The organism is Pontivivens nitratireducens (genome assembly GCF_011290545.1).
GTDB lineage: Bacteria > Pseudomonadota > Alphaproteobacteria > Rhodobacterales > Rhodobacteraceae > Pontivivens > Pontivivens nitratireducens.
In genome coordinates this window covers 622,445-638,361 of record NZ_CP049811.1, presented here as the reverse complement: position 1 = coordinate 638,361, position 15,917 = coordinate 622,445, and the positions used below count along the sequence as shown (strand labels likewise).

Below are 15,917 nucleotides of genomic sequence, written 5' to 3'. Positions count from 1 at the left end.
GGCTTCGTCAAATCCGAAGGTCAGAGGCCAGCCTGATCGAACAGCGGGCGAAGATCCTGTTCGGGGCGCGCGCCCATATGGCTGATCACCTCCGCCGCCGCGATGCATCCCATCCGGCCCGCGTCGAGCAGGCTGCGCCCGGTGATCAGACCGTTCAGGAAACCCGCCGCGAACTGATCGCCCGCGCCCGTTGCATCGACCGGGACGACGCGGTGCACCGGAACCTGGACCCGTTCGTCACCCCGGATGATGATCACATCGTCACCCGACCGTGTGCACACGACCAGCGGGCAGGCGGCGGTGGCGGCCTTCAGCGTCTCCTCCAGATCCTTCGTCTCATATAACGTGTTGAATTCAGCCTCATTGCCGATGACGTAGTCCAGATCGTTGGTGAGCAGAGCCTGAAAGTCGGCGCGGTGCCGATCGACGCAGAACGGATCGCTGAGCGCGATGCCCGCCATGCCGCCCGCCGCGTGAACTGCGCGTGCAGCCTTGGTAAATGCGGCCTTTCCCTGATCCTTGTCGAACAGATACCCCTCCAGGTACAGAAACTGCGCCTCCTTCACCACGTCTTCGTCCACATCGTCGGGGCCAACCTCGGACGAGATGCCCAGATAGGTGTTCATCGAGCGTTCGCCGTCCGGGCTGACGAAGATCATCGAGCGCGATGTCGGCAGATCGCCCGATGCCACCGGGGCGTTGGGAAAATCCGTGCCGCCATTCGTCATCGCCTCGGCATAGAACCGGCCCAGCGCATCGTCGCGCACACGCCCGATAAAGGCCGTCGACCGCCCCATATTACCCAGACCCGCCAATGTGTTCGCCACCGAACCGCCCGCCGCCTGAACCCGATCATCCATCGAGGCGTAAAGGGTTTCGCCCCGTGACCGTTCCACCAGCTGCATGATGCCCTTGGTGATGCCCATGTGTTCCAGAAAACTGTCGTCGGACTGGGCGATCACGTCGACAACGGCGTTGCCGATGCCCACGACTTCATAGCGTTTGGTCATAAATCTTGTCCTCGAAGGTACATATGTCGTTGATGAGGCAATGCGCGCAATCAGGCTTGCGCGCCTTGCAGGTATAGCGTCCGTGCAGAATCAGCCAGTGATGGGCGTGTTGCTGGAATTGCGCCGGGACCCGGTCCTCGATCGCGCGTTCCACCGCGACCACGTCCTTGCCCATGGCCAGACCCGTGCGATTGCCCACGCGAAAGATATGGGTATCGACCGCCTGCGCGGGATGCTTGAACCACATGTTCAGCACCACGTTCGCCGTCTTGCGCCCGACACCGGGCAGCGATTCCAGTGCCGCGCGGCTGGATGGAACCTCACCGCCGAAATCCTCGACGAGGATACGGCTCAACTTGATGACGTTCTTCGCCTTGTTGCGGTAGAGGCCGATGGTGCGGATATGTTCCGTCACGCCCTCCTCCCCCAGATCGAGCATCTTTTGCGGTGTGTCCGCGATGCGGAACAATTCCTGCGTCGCGCGGTTCACGCCCTTGTCGGTTGCCTGCGCGCTCAACGCGACGGCAACGACGAGGGTGAAGGCGTTGACGTGATCCAATTCTCCCTTCGGTTCCGCGCAATCGTTGCGGAACCGGGTAAAGACCTCGACAATCTGGGAATATGTAAGTGGCGTGGACATGGCGACCGTCATGCCATGCCCGGCCCTTGCGATCAAAGGCAGAATCCCGCCCTGCGCCATGAATATCACGTCAAGCCGAGACGAAAACCGCCCGGCGGGCCGGGGAACCCCTGCCGAAAGGCGAAACGTCACGCGGAGCCACCTGCCCCGCCGCAAGATTCGGGTCGCTGGCGGTCGGTGCTTCGTGCGAGGATCGTCCAGGAACCAGCGGTACGAGGGGGAAACCCATGTCACGAGAGAGCGGCAGCGCGCAATACGCCCTGATGGCCCGGGCCCTGAAACACATCGAGGATAATCGCCTCGACCAGCCGACATTGGGCGATGTGGCGGCGTCCGTGGGGTTGAGCGCCCCGCATTTCCAGCGGGAGTTCAGCCGCTGGGTCGGCATCAGCCCCAAACGCTATCAGCAGTATCTGACGCTGGATCACGCGCGGCATCTGCTCAAGGACCGTTTTACCGTGCTCGACACAACGTTCGAGACGGGGCTGTCGGGGCCGGGTCGGTTGCACGACCTGTTCGTGCGGTGGGAGGCGATGACCCCGGGGGACTATGCCCGGGGCGGCGCCGGGCTGACCATTGATTACGGCTGGTTCGACAGCCCCTTTGGCGAGGTGCTGGCAATGGGAACCGATCGGGGTCTGTGCGGCATGGCCTTCGCGGCGGAAACCGGACGGGACGCGGCGTTCGAGGATATGTGCGCCCGCTGGCCCGCCGCGACATTCGTCGAGGCACCCACCACCGTGGCCGGGTGGGCCTGCGCCGCATTCGGGCAGGGTGGCGAAGCCCGGCTGCACCTGATCGGCGCGCCGTTCCAGATCAAGGTCTGGGAGGCGCTGCTGTCGATCCCCTCGGGCCACGTGACCAGCTATTCGCAAATCGCTCAGGCCATCGGCAACCCCGCAGCCGTGCGCGCCGTCGGCACCGCGGTGGGGCGCAATCCGATCAGTTGGCTGATCCCCTGCCACCGGGCCATGCGCAAATCCGGCGGGCTGGGCGGCTATCACTGGGGCTTGCCAGTCAAACGCGCGATGCTGGCCTGGGAATCCGCGCGGGCGGATGCGCGCGATGACGCTGCATAGGGGTTACCTAGGCCCCGTATAGGGCTTGCCCCAACCCGGCGATATGCGCATTCTGCCGTCATGACGGAACAAAATCTCTGCCCCAGCGGCACGCTATCGCTTCAGACCCTCGCCATGCCGGCGGACACCAACGCAAACGGAGATATCTTCGGCGGGTGGATGATGGGACAGATGGACCTCGGCTCCTCGGTTCTGGCACGGACCCGCGCGCGCGGTCGTGTCACGACCGTCGCGGTGGAGGGGATGACCTTTCACAAGCCTGTGCATGTCGGTGATCTGGTCAGCATCTACGCCGATATGCTGCGCGAGGGCACGACCTCCATGCGCATCGGGGTGGAGGTCTGGGTGACCAGACAGCCCGGCGGTGAGGTGCTCAAGGTGACGGAGGCCGTCTTTACCTTCGTGGCGGTCGATATTTCGGGCAAGAAGCGGCCCCTGCCCGCACAGGAATGACGTTCAGCCATGATCGACCACGCGCAGCGTCAGGTTGATCCGCCCTCCGTCGCGCAACAGGGTCGAGGTTCCGGGCAGGATCCGGTCCACCCCATGATATGCCAGCCGCGCGGCACCACCCATGACGACGATATCGCCGCTTTCCAGCCGCACGCTGCTGGTCGGATCGCCGCGCTTCACCCCGCCCATGCGAAAGGTCGCGGTATCCCCCAGTGAGATCGACAGCACGGGCCAGTCGAAATCCCCTTCGTCCCGGTCCTGATGCATCCCCATCCGGGCGGAGGTGTCGTAATAATTCACGAGGCAGCAATCGGGCGTACGGGCAATGCCTGTCATGTGATGCCAGATATCCAGGATTTGTTCCGGGATCGGCGGCCACTCTTGTTCACCGGCTTGCCCATCGGCCTGTTCCCTGCCCCGCACACCGGGATATGTCGCGCTATAGCGGTAACCTGCGCGATCGGTGATCCAGCCCAGCCGCCCCGCCGCGCTCATCCTAACGCTCATTGCCTTGCCGGAGGGGGTTACGGGCCGGATCAGGGGGGCGGCGCGAATGATATCACGCACCGCGTCGCGCAAATCCTCCTGCTGCGGGCGCGACAGCGCATTCTTGTAGATGTCGAACCCCTGAACCGTCAGCTTTGCGGGCCTGTCCATGTGCGGCCTCCGGTATCTGCCGATCCGCCACAGGTTCGGATCGTTTGTTTCGCGCGGCTCAAACTACCTCGACACACGTCACCGCGCCTGTCCCGCACTCATGTGTATGCACAATACAAACCAGATGGTTGCGGCGGCAAGAAGCGGCTCCTATATCACCGTTCAGTAACGGTCGGTTCCACAAGCGGGATCGGCAGGGATGGGGAGCGGGGGCCTCCGAGCAGGACCCGGACCCCAAAATCGCCAAGAAAAGGGACTCAACATGTCTAAAGTTATCGGTATTGACCTCGGAACAACTAACTCCTGCGTCGCCATCATGGATGGCAGCCAGGCGAAAGTGATTGAAAACTCGGAAGGCGCGCGCACGACGCCCTCCATGGTCGGCTTCACGGAGGATGAGCGCCTCGTGGGCCAGCCTGCGAAGCGGCAGGCCGTGACCAACCCCTCCAACACCCTGTTCGCTGTCAAGCGTCTGATCGGCCGCCAGTTCGGTGACCCGCTGGTCGAGAAGGACAAGAGCATGGTTCCCTTCGACATCGTCGAGGGGCCGAACGGCGACGCGTGGGTCGAGGCACGGGGGGAGAAATATTCCCCCAGCCAGGTTTCCGCGTTCATCCTGCAAAAGATGAAGGAAACGGCGGAGCAATATCTGGGTGAGAAGGTCGAAAAGGCCGTCATCACCGTTCCCGCCTATTTCAACGACGCCCAGCGTCAGGCCACCAAGGACGCGGGCAAGATCGCGGGCCTCGAAGTGCTGCGCATCATCAACGAACCGACCGCGGCGGCGCTGGCCTATGGCCTCGACAAGGAAGGCTCCAAGACCATCGCGGTCTATGACCTTGGCGGCGGTACGTTCGACATCTCGATCCTGGAGATCGACGAAGGCCTGTTCGAAGTGAAATCCACCAACGGCGACACGTTCCTGGGTGGTGAAGATTTCGACATGCGCATCGTCGAATACCTCGCCGATCAGTTCAAGAAAGAGAACGGCATCGACCTGCGCGGCGACAAGCTGGCGCTGCAGCGTCTGAAGGAAGCGGCGGAGAAGGCGAAGATCGAGCTGTCCTCCACCTCGCAGACCGAAATCAACCAGCCGTTCATCTCGATGAACCCGGATACCAAGCAGCCGGTTCACCTCGTCATGAAGCTGACCCGCGCCAAGCTGGAAAGCCTGGTCTCCGACCTGATCGCCCGTTCGATCAAGCCGCTGAAGGCCGCGTTGAAGGATGCGGGCCTGACCACCTCCGATATCGACGAGGTCGTGATGGTCGGCGGCATGACCCGTATGCCCAAGGTGTACGAGGAAGTGACCAAGTTCTTCGGCAAGGAGCCGCACAAGGGTGTGAACCCCGATGAGGTTGTCGCGATGGGCGCCGCCATTCAGGCCGGTGTTCTGCAAGGCGACGTCAAGGATGTGGTCCTGCTCGACGTGACCCCGCTGAGCCTGGGCATCGAAACGTTGGGTGGCGTGTTCACCCGCCTGATCGACCGCAACACCACGATCCCGACCAAGAAGTCGCAGATCTTCTCCACCGCCGAGGACAACCAGAACGCCGTGACGATCCGGGTGTTCCAGGGTGAGCGTGAGATGGCCGCGGACAACAAGATCCTGGGCCAGTTCAACCTGGAGGACATCCCCCCGGCGCCGCGCGGTCTGCCGCAGATCGAAGTGACCTTCGACATCGACGCCAACGGCATCGTGTCCGTCTCCGCCAAGGACAAGGGGACAAACAAGGAGCACAAGATCACCATTCAGGCGAGCGGCGGTCTGTCCGATGAGGACATCGAGGCGATGGTCCGCGAGGCCGAGGAGAACGCGGAGGCCGACAAGGAACGCCGCGAACTGGTCGAGGCCCGCAACCAGGCGGAAAGCCTGATGGACTCCACCGAGAAATCGCTGGAGGAGCACAAGGACAAGGTCAGCTCCACCACGGTCGAGGCCATCGAGCTTGCCATCGCGCAGCTCAAAGACGCGCTGGAAGGCGACAATACCGGCAAGATCAAGTCGTCCATGCAGAACCTGACCGAATCCGCCATGAAGCTGGGTGAAGCCATCTACAAGGCGCAGGAGAAAGAAGGCGAGGACGACAGCGAACCGCGTGCCGCCGACGATGCAATGGGTGAGGACGATGTCGTTGACGCGGACTACACCGATGTCGATGACGACGACAAGAAGGCGTCCTGATCGCACTCCGCGGTGAATAGAGATGCGGCCCGATACGTCGGGCCGTATTTCTTGCAGGCAGGATCAGCATCATGATTGTAATTTCAGCGCAGACCTTTCCCCCCAAATCCGGTGGAATCGAAGCCCTCATGTCAGGGCTTGCATCTGAATGCGTTGCAGCTGGATACGAGGTGCTGGTTCTGGCCGACGGACGTCGCGGTGATGATGTTCTGCAACCTTACAAGATCGAGAGGTTTCGCGGCCCGCGTCCGCTCAGACAAAGGCTCAAGGCGCTTCGTCTGCGTCACCTGGCAAAATCTGGCAAGGTCGAGGCAATCTACACGTGTTCATGGAAAAGTGTCGAAGCGATTGGTCGCAAATTGCTCTGCCCGGTTGTGACTTTCGGTCATGGGAATGAATTCAAGGCGTCGAAATCGGATCGTATACATACGGCATTGCAGTGGGCATCTGCTTTGATATGCGTTTCCGATGAAACACGTAGAAGAGCTGACGGGATGATCCCGGAAGGCACAACTGTTCAGGTCATAAACCCTCCCGTGCAGGAACCTGCGCCGTCCAGCAAGGATGACCGGGATTGGGCCGAGAAGCAGTTCGGATCCTCAACCGCGCATATTCTTTCCCTGTCGCGCCTTATACCTCTGAAAGGTCACGATCAAACGATCCGGGCCATTGCAAAACTTGTCTCGGAATTTCCCAGTATCAAACTGGTAATCGCCGGGGATGGAGAAGATCACGCCAGGCTCAGCAAGCTCACCGAGGATTTGGGCGTTCGCGATCATGTCGTTTTCACCGGCCGCGTAGAGGGCGGACGCAAAACGGCATTGTTCGAATCCGCAAACCTCTTTGCACAACCGGGTCGGCAGATCGGGCAGGAACGTGAAGGTTTCGGGATTACTTATCTCGAAGCCGCATTGCACGGCCTGGCCAGCATCACTGGAAATCAGGGTGGCGCCCCCGAGGCAGTCATTTCCGATAAAACCGGATACATCGTAGACGGCAACAGTCTTGACGAGATCGTCGAGGCCATTCGTAAAATACTTTCCGACAACAGCAACGCACAGAAATTTTCCAACGCGGCGCGCGAACATGGCAAGGCCGCGCTTTGGAAGAACAAGATCGGTGAAATTCTCGCCGTTGCAGGACTTCAAGCTCGCCGTGATGTCAGCTTGCAGGTAGGACGGAACGATCCTTTCAAGGGGAAAGACACCTGATATGTCAAAACGTGACTATTATGAGGTTCTGGGCGTGTCCAAGGGCGCGACCGAGGCTGAAATCAAGAAAGCGTTCAAGAAGAAGGTGATGGAACATCACCCCGACCGCAATCCTGACAACCCCAAATCCGAGGGGCTGTTCAAGGAGGCGAACGAAGCGCATGACGTTCTGAAGGATCCTGAGAAGCGGGCCGCCTATGACCGCTACGGCCACGCTGCCTTCGAGGGCGGCATGGGCGGCGGCGGCGGACGTCGCGCGCAGGGCGGGGCGGACTTCTCCTCCGCGTTCTCGGACGTGTTCGACGATCTTTTCGGCGATTTCATGGGCGGGCAGCGCGGCGGTGGCCGGGGCGGGCAACGTGCCACGCGCGGCTCCGATCTGCGCTACAACATGCGCATCACGCTTGAGGAAGCCTTCGCCGGCAAGCAGGCGAGCATCACCGTTCCCGGTTCCTCCACCTGTGATGTGTGTGAGGGCACCGGCGCGGAGGGCGGCGCGGAACCCGCGACCTGCCCCACCTGTTCAGGCATGGGAAAGGTCCGCGCGCAGCAGGGTTTCTTTACCATCGAGCGGGCATGTCCGACCTGTGAAGGCCGCGGCCAGATCATCAAGAACCCCTGTCGCAATTGTGGCGGCGCCGGCCGGGTCGAGAAGGAACGCACGCTGACCGTCAATATCCCCAAGGGGGTCGAGACCGGCACGCGGATACGTCTGGCTGGTGAGGGCGAGGCAGGCCTGCGCGGTGGACCGTCGGGCGATCTTTATATCTTCATCGAAGTTGCCAGCCACCCGATTTTCGAACGCGATGGCGTCAACCTGTTCTGCCGGATTCCCGTGCCGATGGCGACTGCGGCCCTGGGCGGCGATATCGAGGCCCCTAATCTGGATGGCGGCCGCAGCCGCGTGAAGGTCCCCGCCGGTGTGCAATCGGGCAAGCAGTTGCGGCTGCGCAGCAAGGGTATGCCGCATCTGCGCGGTCAGGGTGTCGGCGATCTCTATATCGAGTTGGCCGTGGAAACGCCGGTCAATCTGACGGCCCGGCAAAAGGAATTGCTGTCCGAGTTCAACGCGGAAAGCGTCAAGAACAGCCCGGACAGCGAGGACTTCCTGTCCAAGGTCAAAGGATTCTGGGACGGGATGCGCGGCACCGGCTGATCCGCCGCGCCTTTTGCGAAATCTGAAGACGCCCGTGCATCCCGCGCGGGCGTTTTCGCTTTAGGGATCCTTTGCTTCAGGGGGGCAGCTACAGCCCACCGCCCGGACGATCAGCCGACACGACAGGCCGCCATCAGCGCCATGTGCAGGATGTCCCTGACCGTGGCGGTGGTCGATGTCAGTTTTACCTGACGGTCGATCCCGCTGAGGATCGGCCCGATCACCGTAGCACCCGCCAGTTCCTGCATCATCTTGACGGAGATCGACGCGGAATGGCGCGCCGGAACCACGATGATGTTCGCTGGGCCGGACAGGCGGCAAAATGGGTATTGCCGCATCACGTCGGCGTTCAGGGCGACATCCACGGTCATTTCGCCATCATATTCGAAATCGACATTTCGCGCGTCCAGCGCCTCGACCGCGTGGTGCATCTTCTCCGCCCGCTCGGACACAGGGTAGCCGAAATTGGAGAACGAGCAGAACGCCACACGTGGTTCCAGACCCAGCGACTGGGCAACCTTCGCGGCCTGCTCCGCGATATTGGCGAGGTCCTCACGTTCCGGCCATTCGTGAACCAGCGTGTCCGCGATCAGGATCAGACGCCCGTTATGCAGGATCGCGGAGATTCCCACCGCGCCATCCGCCGCAGTCGCATCGAACACCAGGCCGATCTGCGACAGGACCTGCGCGCTTTTCCGCGTGGCCCCCGTTACCATGCCGTCCGCCATGTCATGCGCCAGCATCAGCGCCGCAAAGACGTGCCGGTCCCGACTGGCGAGGCGGTAGCAATCGCGCTGGTCCAGCCCCTTGCGTTGCAGCCGCGCGTACAGGTAGTCGGCCATCTGCTGCAGATTGTCGACGGTGCCCGCGTTCACCACCTCGATCTCATCAATCGCATCGGGCTGACCGGACGCTTCGAGCATGGCGGCGATTTCATCGCGCCGTCCGACCACCAGCGCCTGCCCGAGGCCGGAGCGGCGATAGGTCAGCGCCGCGCGCACCACACGTTCGTCATCCCCCTCGGCGAAGATCATGCGCGCCTGCGCCCTGCGGGCCCGGTTGAACAGGCCGTCGAGCACCGATGCCGTCGGATCCAGCCGGGATTTTAGCGCCAGTTCATAGCTGTCCATGTCGATGATCGGACGTCGCGCGACGCCCGTATCCATTCCCGCCTTGGCCACGGCCGGGGGGATCACGTGGATCAGGCGCGGGTCGAAGGGTGTGGGGATGATGTAATCGCGCCCGAATTGCAGCTTGCGCCCATAGGCCATCGCCACCTCGTCCGGCACGTCCTGCCGCGCCAGATCGGCCAAGGCCTCGGCACAGGCGATCTTCATCTCATCGTTGATGGCACGGGCGTGAATGTCGAGCGCACCGCGAAACAGGTAGGGAAAACCCAGCACGTTGTTGACCTGATTGGGATAATCCGACCGCCCGGTGGCGACGATGGCGTCCTCCCGCACGGCATGCGCTTCCTCCGGCGTGATTTCCGGGTCGGGGTTGGCCATGGCGAAGATCACCGGGTTCTGCGCCATGCTGGCGATCATCTCCGCCGTTACGGCACCCTTGACCGATACGCCCAGGAACACGTCGGCCCCGTGCATCGCGTCCTTCAACGTGCGGTCATCGGTATGGGCGGCGTGGGCGCTCTTCCATTGGTTCATCCCCTCGGTCCGACCCTGATAGATGACGCCTTTCGTGTCGCAGGCGATGCAATTGTCGTGGCGCGCCCCCATCGCCTTGATCAATTCGATACAGGCGATCCCGGCGGCACCGGCGCCATTGAGCACGATCTTGCAATCCTCGATCTTCTTGCCGGAAATCCGCAGCGCGTTCATCAGACCGGCGGCACATATCACGGCGGTGCCGTGCTGGTCGTCGTGAAAGACGGGAATGTCCATCTCCTCCTTCAACCGCTGCTCGATGATGAAACATTCGGGGGCCTTGATATCCTCAAGGTTGATGCCGCCGAAGGACGGACCCATCAGCTTGACCGCGTTGATGAAGGCCTCTGGATCCTCGGTATCCAGTTCGAGGTCGATGGAGTTCACGTCGGCGAAGCGTTTGAACAGCACCGCCTTGCCCTCCATCACCGGCTTGGACGCCAGCGCGCCCAGATTGCCCAGCCCCAGAACCGCCGTACCGTTCGAGATAACGGCGACCATGTTGCCCTTGGTGGTATAGTCATAGGCTAGCGCGGGGTCTCTGGCGATCGCCTCGCACGGGACGGCAACGCCGGGCGAATAGGCAAGGCTGAGATCGCGCTGCGTCGTCATCGCGGTAGAGGCGCGAACCTCCAGCTTACCCGGCGTGGGCGCCAGGTGATATGCCAGCGCGTCCTCATCCGTTATCCGTGTATTCCTGGTCATCCACCTGTCCCTTGAATTTTGCTTTTCGACACGTTTAGCGGGCCACGGCGGGCGCACAAAGGCTTTTCGCCACTCCGACGGCACGTTAGGACAGTTCGACCAAGCGAAGGGGGCCGGAATGTCGAATACCGCGACGCCGATGATGGCGCAGTTTCTGGAGATCAAGGCCCAGTACCCCGATGCGCTGCTGTTCTACCGGATGGGCGATTTCTACGAGATGTTCTTTGACGATGCGGTCGCGGCGGCGGCGGCGCTCGACATCGCGCTGACCAAACGTGGCAAGCACGAAGGAAAGGACATCGCGATGTGCGGCGTGCCGCAGCACGCGGCGGAGGGGTATCTGCTGACCCTGATCCGCAAGGGGTTCCGCGTCGCCGTCTGCGATCAGATGGAAAGCCCGGCGGAGGCGAAGAAACGCGGCTACAAGGCTGTGGTCAAGCGTGAGGTCGTCCGACTGGTCACGCCCGGCACCCTGACCGAGGATACCCTGCTGGACGCACGGCGGCACAATTATCTGGCCGCTTATGCCCAGGTACGCGATGCCGGGGCCTATGCCTGGCTGGACCTGAGCACCGGCGAACTGCACGTCGCGCGCTGCCCGCTGGTGACGTTGGGCCCGATGCTGGCCCGCACCGGCCCGCGTGAGGTTCTGGTGGTGGAGGGCGAGGTTCCCCCCGCCCTGGATGAGGACCCCGCCGTCGTCACGCCGCTGGGCCGTGCCAGCTTCGACAGTGAGGCCGCGCGAACCCGGTTGGAAACCCTCTACGGCACCGGCTCGCTGGACGGGTTCGGGCAGTTCGACCGGGCGGAGCTTGCGGCGCTCGGCGCGCTGATCGACTATGTGGACATCACGCAAAAGGGCCGCCTGCCCCTGATCCGCCCCCCGGTGCAGGAGCATCAGGGCGCCGCGATGCAGATCGACGCTGCGACCCGGCGTAATCTGGAACTGACCCACGCGCTCAGCGGTGGGCGTGAGGGCAGCCTGCTGACCGCCATCGACCGTACGGTAACAGGCGCGGGTGCACGCTTGCTGGAAACGCGGCTGTGCGCCCCCTCAACCGATCTGGAAACCATACGGGGCAGGCTGGATGCGGTGCAGGCCTTTGTCGAGGATCGCACGCTGAGCGCCGATTTGCGTGAGGCCTTGCGGCAGGCCCCGGACATGGATCGCGCGCTGACGCGGCTGGCGCTGGACCGTGGCGGGCCGCGCGACCTCGCCGCCATCCGAAACGGGTTGCGCGCAGGCGAACGGGTGGCACACGCCCTGAGCGGCGAACTGCCTGATCAGGTGGCGCAGGCCGCGCGGGCGCTGGCCACCCTGCCCGATTGCGCCGATTTGCTGAACGCCGCGCTGGTGGCCGAGCCGCCTTTACTGAAACGCGACGGCGGTTTCGTGGCCGAGGGCGTGGATGTCGATCTGGACGAAGCGCGCACCCTGCGCGACGAGGGGCGCGGTGTCATCGCCTCGATGCAGGCGAAATATGCTGAGATCGCAGGCATCACCGCGTTGAAGATCAAGCATAACAACGTGCTGGGCTATTTCATCGAAACGACCGCCACCCATGCGGAAAAGATGCTGTCCGCACCGCTGTCAGACACCTTCATCCACCGTCAGACCACGGCGAATGCAGTGCGGTTCACCACTGTCGAATTGTCCGAACTGGAAACGCGCATCCTCAATGCGGGCGCGCGCACGCTGGAGTTGGAACTGGAACAGTTCGCCCGCATGCGTGAGGCCGTGCTGGCGGACGGGGCCGCGATCAACACCGCCGCGCGGGCGCTGGCGGAACTGGACGTAGCGACAGGGCTGGCGGAACTGGCCGTGGACAGCGACTGGACCCGCCCCGTGCTGGACATGTCGCGCAGCTTCGCCATCGTCGGCGGGCGTCATCCCGTGGTGGAGCGCGCCCTGCGCCGACAGGGCGGACCGGAGTTCATTCCCAATGATTGCGATCTGAGCGCGGAGGGGGACGAGGCGGCGCGCATCGTCCTGCTGACAGGTCCGAACATGGCGGGTAAATCGACCTGGCTGCGGCAAAACGCGATCATCGCGCTGCTGGCGCAGATCGGCGCGTTCGTGCCTGCCGCCTCGGCCCATATCGGCTTGGTCGATCAGCTGTTTTCGCGGGTCGGCGCAGCGGACGATCTGGCGCGGGGCCGGTCGACTTTCATGGTGGAGATGGTGGAAACGGCAGCGATCCTGAACCGGGCCGGCCCGCGTGCGCTGGTCATTCTGGATGAGATCGGACGCGGAACGGCGACCTATGACGGCCTCAGCATTGCGTGGGCGGTGATGGAGCATCTGCACGACGTCAACGGTGCACGTGCCCTGTTCGCCACGCATTACCATGAGATGACAGCCCTGTCAGGCAAGCTGGACGGCGTATCCAACGCCACCGTCGCCGTGCGTGAGTGGGAGGGGAACGTTGTTTTCCTGCATGAGGTGCGTGAGGGCGCAGCGGATCGGTCCTATGGCGTTCAGGTCGCACGGCTGGCCGGTTTGCCCGCTGCCGTGGTGGAGCGGGCGCGCAGCGTTCTGGACATCCTCGAAAAGGGCGAACGCGAACAGGGCGGCAAGACAAAGACCCTGATCGACGACCTTCCCCTGTTCGCCGTACCCGCCCCCGCGCCCCAACCCGCCAAGACGGAATCCAGGGTCGAAAGCAGGCTGGCGGACATTCTGCCCGACGGGTTGAGCCCGCGCGAGGCATTGGATCTGATCTATGAACTCAAGGGTCTGATGCCGAACGAGACCCCCTAGTACAGCGCCTTGGCATAGCGGGCGAGCATCTGCTCCTCGCTCTCAGGCTGATCGTCAGTGCCGGTCTGGTCGGCAATCATCTGGCCCATCGTGGGCACCGGACGCTGCTCGGCCCATGTCTGGGGCTGCCACAGGCCGGATCGCAGCATCGACTTGGCGCAATGCAGATAGGCGCGCGTCACCTTCACCCGCAGCACGCTCAGCGCGGGTTTGCCATGCGCGGCGCAGCGGTCGCACAGGTCAGCATCGTCATGAATTTCCGCGATGCCACGCACCCGCAGCGTTTCGCGCACCCCCGGTATCATGAAGATCAGACCGATGGCCGGATCGCCCAGCAGATTGGTCAGGTTGTCCAAACGGTTGTTACCGGGCCGGTCGGGGATCAGCAGATGAGTGTCATCCTCGACGATCACGAAACCCGGAGCATCGCCGCGCGGTGTCACTTCCAGCCCGTCAGGCCCGGAAGTGGACATCACGAGGAACGGAGAGGCCGCGATGAACGTGCGGCAATGCGTATCGAGCCGGTGCAGCTCCTTGGCCACGCTGCGGGCGCTTTTCTCACCGTAAAGGGCGCGAAGGGCCGCCTCCTGAGTGATGCGACCCATCGCGGCCCCCTTATCCGCCCGAGGACACGCCGACCTGCGCGGGGCGCAGCAGACGGTCACCGATCATGAAGCCCTCGGCCATCACCTGCAGCACACATCCCGCGGCAACGCCGGGCATCGGGGCCTCGAACATCGCCTGATGCAGCTTGGGATCGAACTTGTCGCCCATCTCAGGGTCGATGCGGGTGATCTTGTGCTTTTCAAAGGCGTTGAGAAGCTCACGCTGCGTCAGCTCGATCCCCTCGATCACCGAGGAGGCGGCCTCACGCTGCTCCTCCGTAATGGCCTCGACCGCACGTTTCAGATTGTCGTGCACCGGCAGCAATTCACGTGCCAGACGTGTTCCGCCATAGATCTCCGCGTCCTTGCGATCCCGCTCCAGCCGCTTGCGCAGATTTTCCATGTCCGCATAGGTCCGCAAAAGCTTGTCGCGCAGCTCTTCGTTTTCCGTGCGCAGGCTGTCGATCTCCGCATCGGGATCGGCATAGGCTTGCGAGTTTTCGTCCGGTTCGCCCTCGGCGTCCGGCATGTCTTCGAACTCTTCGTTCACGTCATTTTCGTTCGACATATTCGACTTCCGTCCTCAGCGCTTCATCGGCCGTCCTTCAACAGACGACCGACCAGTTGCGCGGTGTAATCCACGATCGGAACGATGCGCCCGTAGTTCAGCCGCGTAGGGCCGATGACACCGATCGCGCCGATGATCTTCCGATCAGCGTTCATATAGGGAGATACGACCAGAGAGGAACCCGAAAGTGAAAAGAGCTTGTTCTCGGACCCGATGAAAACCCGCACACCGTCGCCCTCCTCGGTCAAACTGAGCAATTGGGCGAGATCGCGCTTGCGCTCGATATCGTCGAAAAGCTGGCGAATGCGGATCAGGTCATCCTCCGCCCCGGTCGAATCGATCAGATGCGAGGTGCCGCGCACGATCAGACGGTCGCGGTCGTCACCCGTTTGCTCGGACCACAGGGCCACGCCGGATTCGACCAGATTGCGAGCCAGCACGTCCAGCTCCTGCCGGCGGGAGACGATCTCCGCCTCGACGATGGAGCGCGCCTCGCTCACGGTGCGGCCTTCGAGGATGGAATTGAGGAAGTTTGCCGCCTCTCGCATCGCGGATGGCGGCAGACCGGGCGGTGGGGTGAACAGCCGGTTCTCGACCCGCCCGTCGGCCATGACCAGCACGACCAGCGCCCGCTCATCCGAGAGGGAGACGAATTCGATATGCCGGATCGGCGCCTCGACCTGCGGGGTCAGCACCAGCGACGCACCGCGTGTCAGGCCCGACAACACGCCCACCGCACGATCCAGCGCGCCGGTAATGTCGTCACTGTCGGTCCCGACGGCACGCTCGATCTCCTGCCGGTCGACGGAGTTCACATCCCCGCCCTCGATGAAGCCATCCACGAACATCCGCAACCCGCGCTGGGTCGGCACCCGCCCCGCGCTGACATGCGGACTGCCAAGAAGGCCCAGCATTTCGAGATCCTGCATCACGTTACGGATCGTCGCGGCGGATACCGGCTGCGCCAATGCCCGCGACAGGGTGCGTGATCCGACAGGCTCCCCGGTATCCAGATACGTCTCGACCAGCGAGCGAAAGACCGCGCGGGCCCGCTCGTTCATGTCGTCCAAAGTGCTGGTCTTGGGTTCATTCATGTCAATAAAGAGGTAGAGACGCGATGCAGTCAGGTCAACGGCACTGTCCATCTGCGCTGCGGACCGGACGCATGGCGCATCACTGGACGGATATGACCCCCTGCTATAGGGAAAGATCGAGTTTTACAG

The 15,917-nt window shown here is 62.9% G+C and carries 13 protein-coding genes; 6 read left to right on the top strand and 7 right to left on the bottom strand.

Features of this window, described 5'->3' with window-relative positions; all coding sequences use genetic code 11:
- Positions 1 to 20 precede the first annotated feature (20 nt).
- Both G8E03_RS03080 and nth read right to left on the bottom strand, forming a co-directional pair.
- A complete protein-coding gene (locus G8E03_RS03080) occupies positions 21 to 1,010 on the bottom strand; it encodes an adenosine kinase (protein WP_166188562.1) in 990 nt (329 codons plus the stop codon).
- The gene (gene nth, locus G8E03_RS03075) at positions 994 to 1,650 is read right to left on the bottom strand and encodes an endonuclease III (RefSeq protein ID WP_166193796.1); all 657 of its coding nucleotides are present in this window, start codon (positions 1,648 to 1,650) and stop codon (positions 994 to 996) included. Before nth ends, G8E03_RS03080 begins: the two co-directional genes overlap by 17 nt.
- A gap of 227 nt (positions 1,651 to 1,877) precedes the next feature.
- Here nth and G8E03_RS03070 point away from each other — a divergent pair, with 227 nt between their 5' ends.
- Together G8E03_RS03070 and yciA are read left to right on the top strand one after the other, a co-directional pair.
- Complete coding sequence (locus G8E03_RS03070) at positions 1,878 to 2,729, top strand: methylated-DNA--[protein]-cysteine S-methyltransferase (RefSeq protein ID WP_166188560.1); 852 nt, start codon at positions 1,878 to 1,880, stop codon at positions 2,727 to 2,729.
- Positions 2,730 to 2,789: 60 nt separating this feature from the next.
- The gene (gene yciA, locus G8E03_RS03065) at positions 2,790 to 3,182 is read left to right on the top strand and encodes an acyl-CoA thioester hydrolase YciA (protein ID WP_166188558.1); all 393 of its coding nucleotides are present in this window, start codon (positions 2,790 to 2,792) and stop codon (positions 3,180 to 3,182) included.
- A 3-nt stretch (positions 3,183 to 3,185) separates the two neighbouring features.
- On the opposite strand, the gene G8E03_RS03060 is transcribed toward yciA, so the two are convergent.
- Complete coding sequence (locus G8E03_RS03060; RefSeq protein ID WP_166188556.1) at positions 3,186 to 3,839, bottom strand: alpha-ketoglutarate-dependent dioxygenase AlkB family protein; 654 nt, start codon at positions 3,837 to 3,839, stop codon at positions 3,186 to 3,188.
- Positions 3,840 to 4,101: 262 nt separating this feature from the next.
- Here G8E03_RS03060 and dnaK point away from each other — a divergent pair, with 262 nt between their 5' ends.
- From dnaK to dnaJ, 3 genes are all read left to right on the top strand, one after another.
- Positions 4,102 to 6,024, top strand: a complete 1,923-nt coding sequence (gene dnaK / locus G8E03_RS03055) for a molecular chaperone DnaK (protein ID WP_166188554.1) — start codon at positions 4,102 to 4,104, stop codon at positions 6,022 to 6,024.
- A gap of 71 nt (positions 6,025 to 6,095) precedes the next feature.
- On the top strand, positions 6,096 to 7,235 hold the full coding sequence (locus G8E03_RS03050; protein ID WP_166188552.1) for a glycosyltransferase family 4 protein: 1,140 nt from the start codon (positions 6,096 to 6,098) through the stop codon (positions 7,233 to 7,235).
- A gap of 1 nt (position 7,236) precedes the next feature.
- Positions 7,237 to 8,391, top strand: a complete 1,155-nt coding sequence (gene dnaJ / locus G8E03_RS03045) for a molecular chaperone DnaJ (protein WP_166188550.1) — start codon at positions 7,237 to 7,239, stop codon at positions 8,389 to 8,391.
- Between the two features lie 110 nt (positions 8,392 to 8,501).
- Here dnaJ and G8E03_RS03040 read toward each other — a convergent pair whose 3' ends face one another.
- Positions 8,502 to 10,760, bottom strand: coding sequence for an NADP-dependent malic enzyme (locus G8E03_RS03040; RefSeq protein ID WP_166188548.1), 2,259 nt, complete (start codon positions 10,758 to 10,760; stop codon positions 8,502 to 8,504).
- A gap of 118 nt (positions 10,761 to 10,878) precedes the next feature.
- Between G8E03_RS03040 and mutS the strand changes: the two genes are divergently transcribed.
- Positions 10,879 to 13,521, top strand: coding sequence for a DNA mismatch repair protein MutS (gene mutS, locus G8E03_RS03035; protein WP_166188546.1), 2,643 nt, complete (start codon positions 10,879 to 10,881; stop codon positions 13,519 to 13,521).
- Here mutS and G8E03_RS03030 read toward each other — a convergent pair.
- From G8E03_RS03030 to hrcA, 3 genes are read right to left on the bottom strand one after another with little or no spacing between them, the layout of a single operon-like run.
- Complete coding sequence (locus tag G8E03_RS03030; RefSeq protein ID WP_166188544.1) at positions 13,518 to 14,126, bottom strand: pyridoxamine 5'-phosphate oxidase family protein; 609 nt, start codon at positions 14,124 to 14,126, stop codon at positions 13,518 to 13,520. The two genes, mutS and G8E03_RS03030, sit on opposite strands and share 4 nt — an antisense overlap.
- Positions 14,127 to 14,136: 10 nt before the next feature.
- Positions 14,137 to 14,694: a nucleotide exchange factor GrpE gene (grpE, locus tag G8E03_RS03025; RefSeq protein ID WP_166188542.1), complete on the bottom strand. Its 558-nt coding sequence runs from the start codon at positions 14,692 to 14,694 to the stop codon at positions 14,137 to 14,139.
- A gap of 23 nt (positions 14,695 to 14,717) precedes the next feature.
- Positions 14,718 to 15,788, bottom strand: coding sequence for a heat-inducible transcriptional repressor HrcA (hrcA, locus tag G8E03_RS03020; RefSeq protein ID WP_166193793.1), 1,071 nt, complete (start codon positions 15,786 to 15,788; stop codon positions 14,718 to 14,720).
- Positions 15,789 to 15,917 lie beyond the last annotated feature (129 nt).

Excerpts from the sequence above, each read along its gene's own strand:
- G8E03_RS03070 (WP_166188560.1), top strand. The coding sequence starts at position 1,878 with ATGTCACGAGAGAGCGGCAGCGCGCAATACGCCCTGATGGCCCGGGCC.
- hrcA (WP_166193793.1), bottom strand. The coding sequence starts at position 15,788 with ATGAATGAACCCAAGACCAGCACTTTGGACGACATGAACGAGCGGGCC.
- nth (WP_166193796.1), bottom strand. The coding sequence starts at position 1,650 with ATGTCCACGCCACTTACATATTCCCAGATTGTCGAGGTCTTTACCCGG.
- dnaJ (WP_166188550.1), top strand. The coding sequence starts at position 7,237 with ATGTCAAAACGTGACTATTATGAGGTTCTGGGCGTGTCCAAGGGCGCG.
- G8E03_RS03030 (WP_166188544.1), bottom strand. The coding sequence starts at position 14,126 with ATGGGTCGCATCACTCAGGAGGCGGCCCTTCGCGCCCTTTACGGTGAG.
- dnaK (WP_166188554.1), top strand. The coding sequence starts at position 4,102 with ATGTCTAAAGTTATCGGTATTGACCTCGGAACAACTAACTCCTGCGTC.
- mutS (WP_166188546.1), top strand. The coding sequence starts at position 10,879 with ATGTCGAATACCGCGACGCCGATGATGGCGCAGTTTCTGGAGATCAAG.
- grpE (WP_166188542.1), bottom strand. The coding sequence starts at position 14,694 with ATGTCGAACGAAAATGACGTGAACGAAGAGTTCGAAGACATGCCGGAC.
- G8E03_RS03050 (WP_166188552.1), top strand. The coding sequence starts at position 6,096 with ATGATTGTAATTTCAGCGCAGACCTTTCCCCCCAAATCCGGTGGAATC.
- G8E03_RS03060 (WP_166188556.1), bottom strand. The coding sequence starts at position 3,839 with ATGGACAGGCCCGCAAAGCTGACGGTTCAGGGGTTCGACATCTACAAG.
- G8E03_RS03040 (WP_166188548.1), bottom strand. The coding sequence starts at position 10,760 with ATGACCAGGAATACACGGATAACGGATGAGGACGCGCTGGCATATCAC.
- yciA (WP_166188558.1), top strand. The coding sequence starts at position 2,790 with ATGACGGAACAAAATCTCTGCCCCAGCGGCACGCTATCGCTTCAGACC.
- G8E03_RS03080 (WP_166188562.1), bottom strand. The coding sequence starts at position 1,010 with ATGACCAAACGCTATGAAGTCGTGGGCATCGGCAACGCCGTTGTCGAC.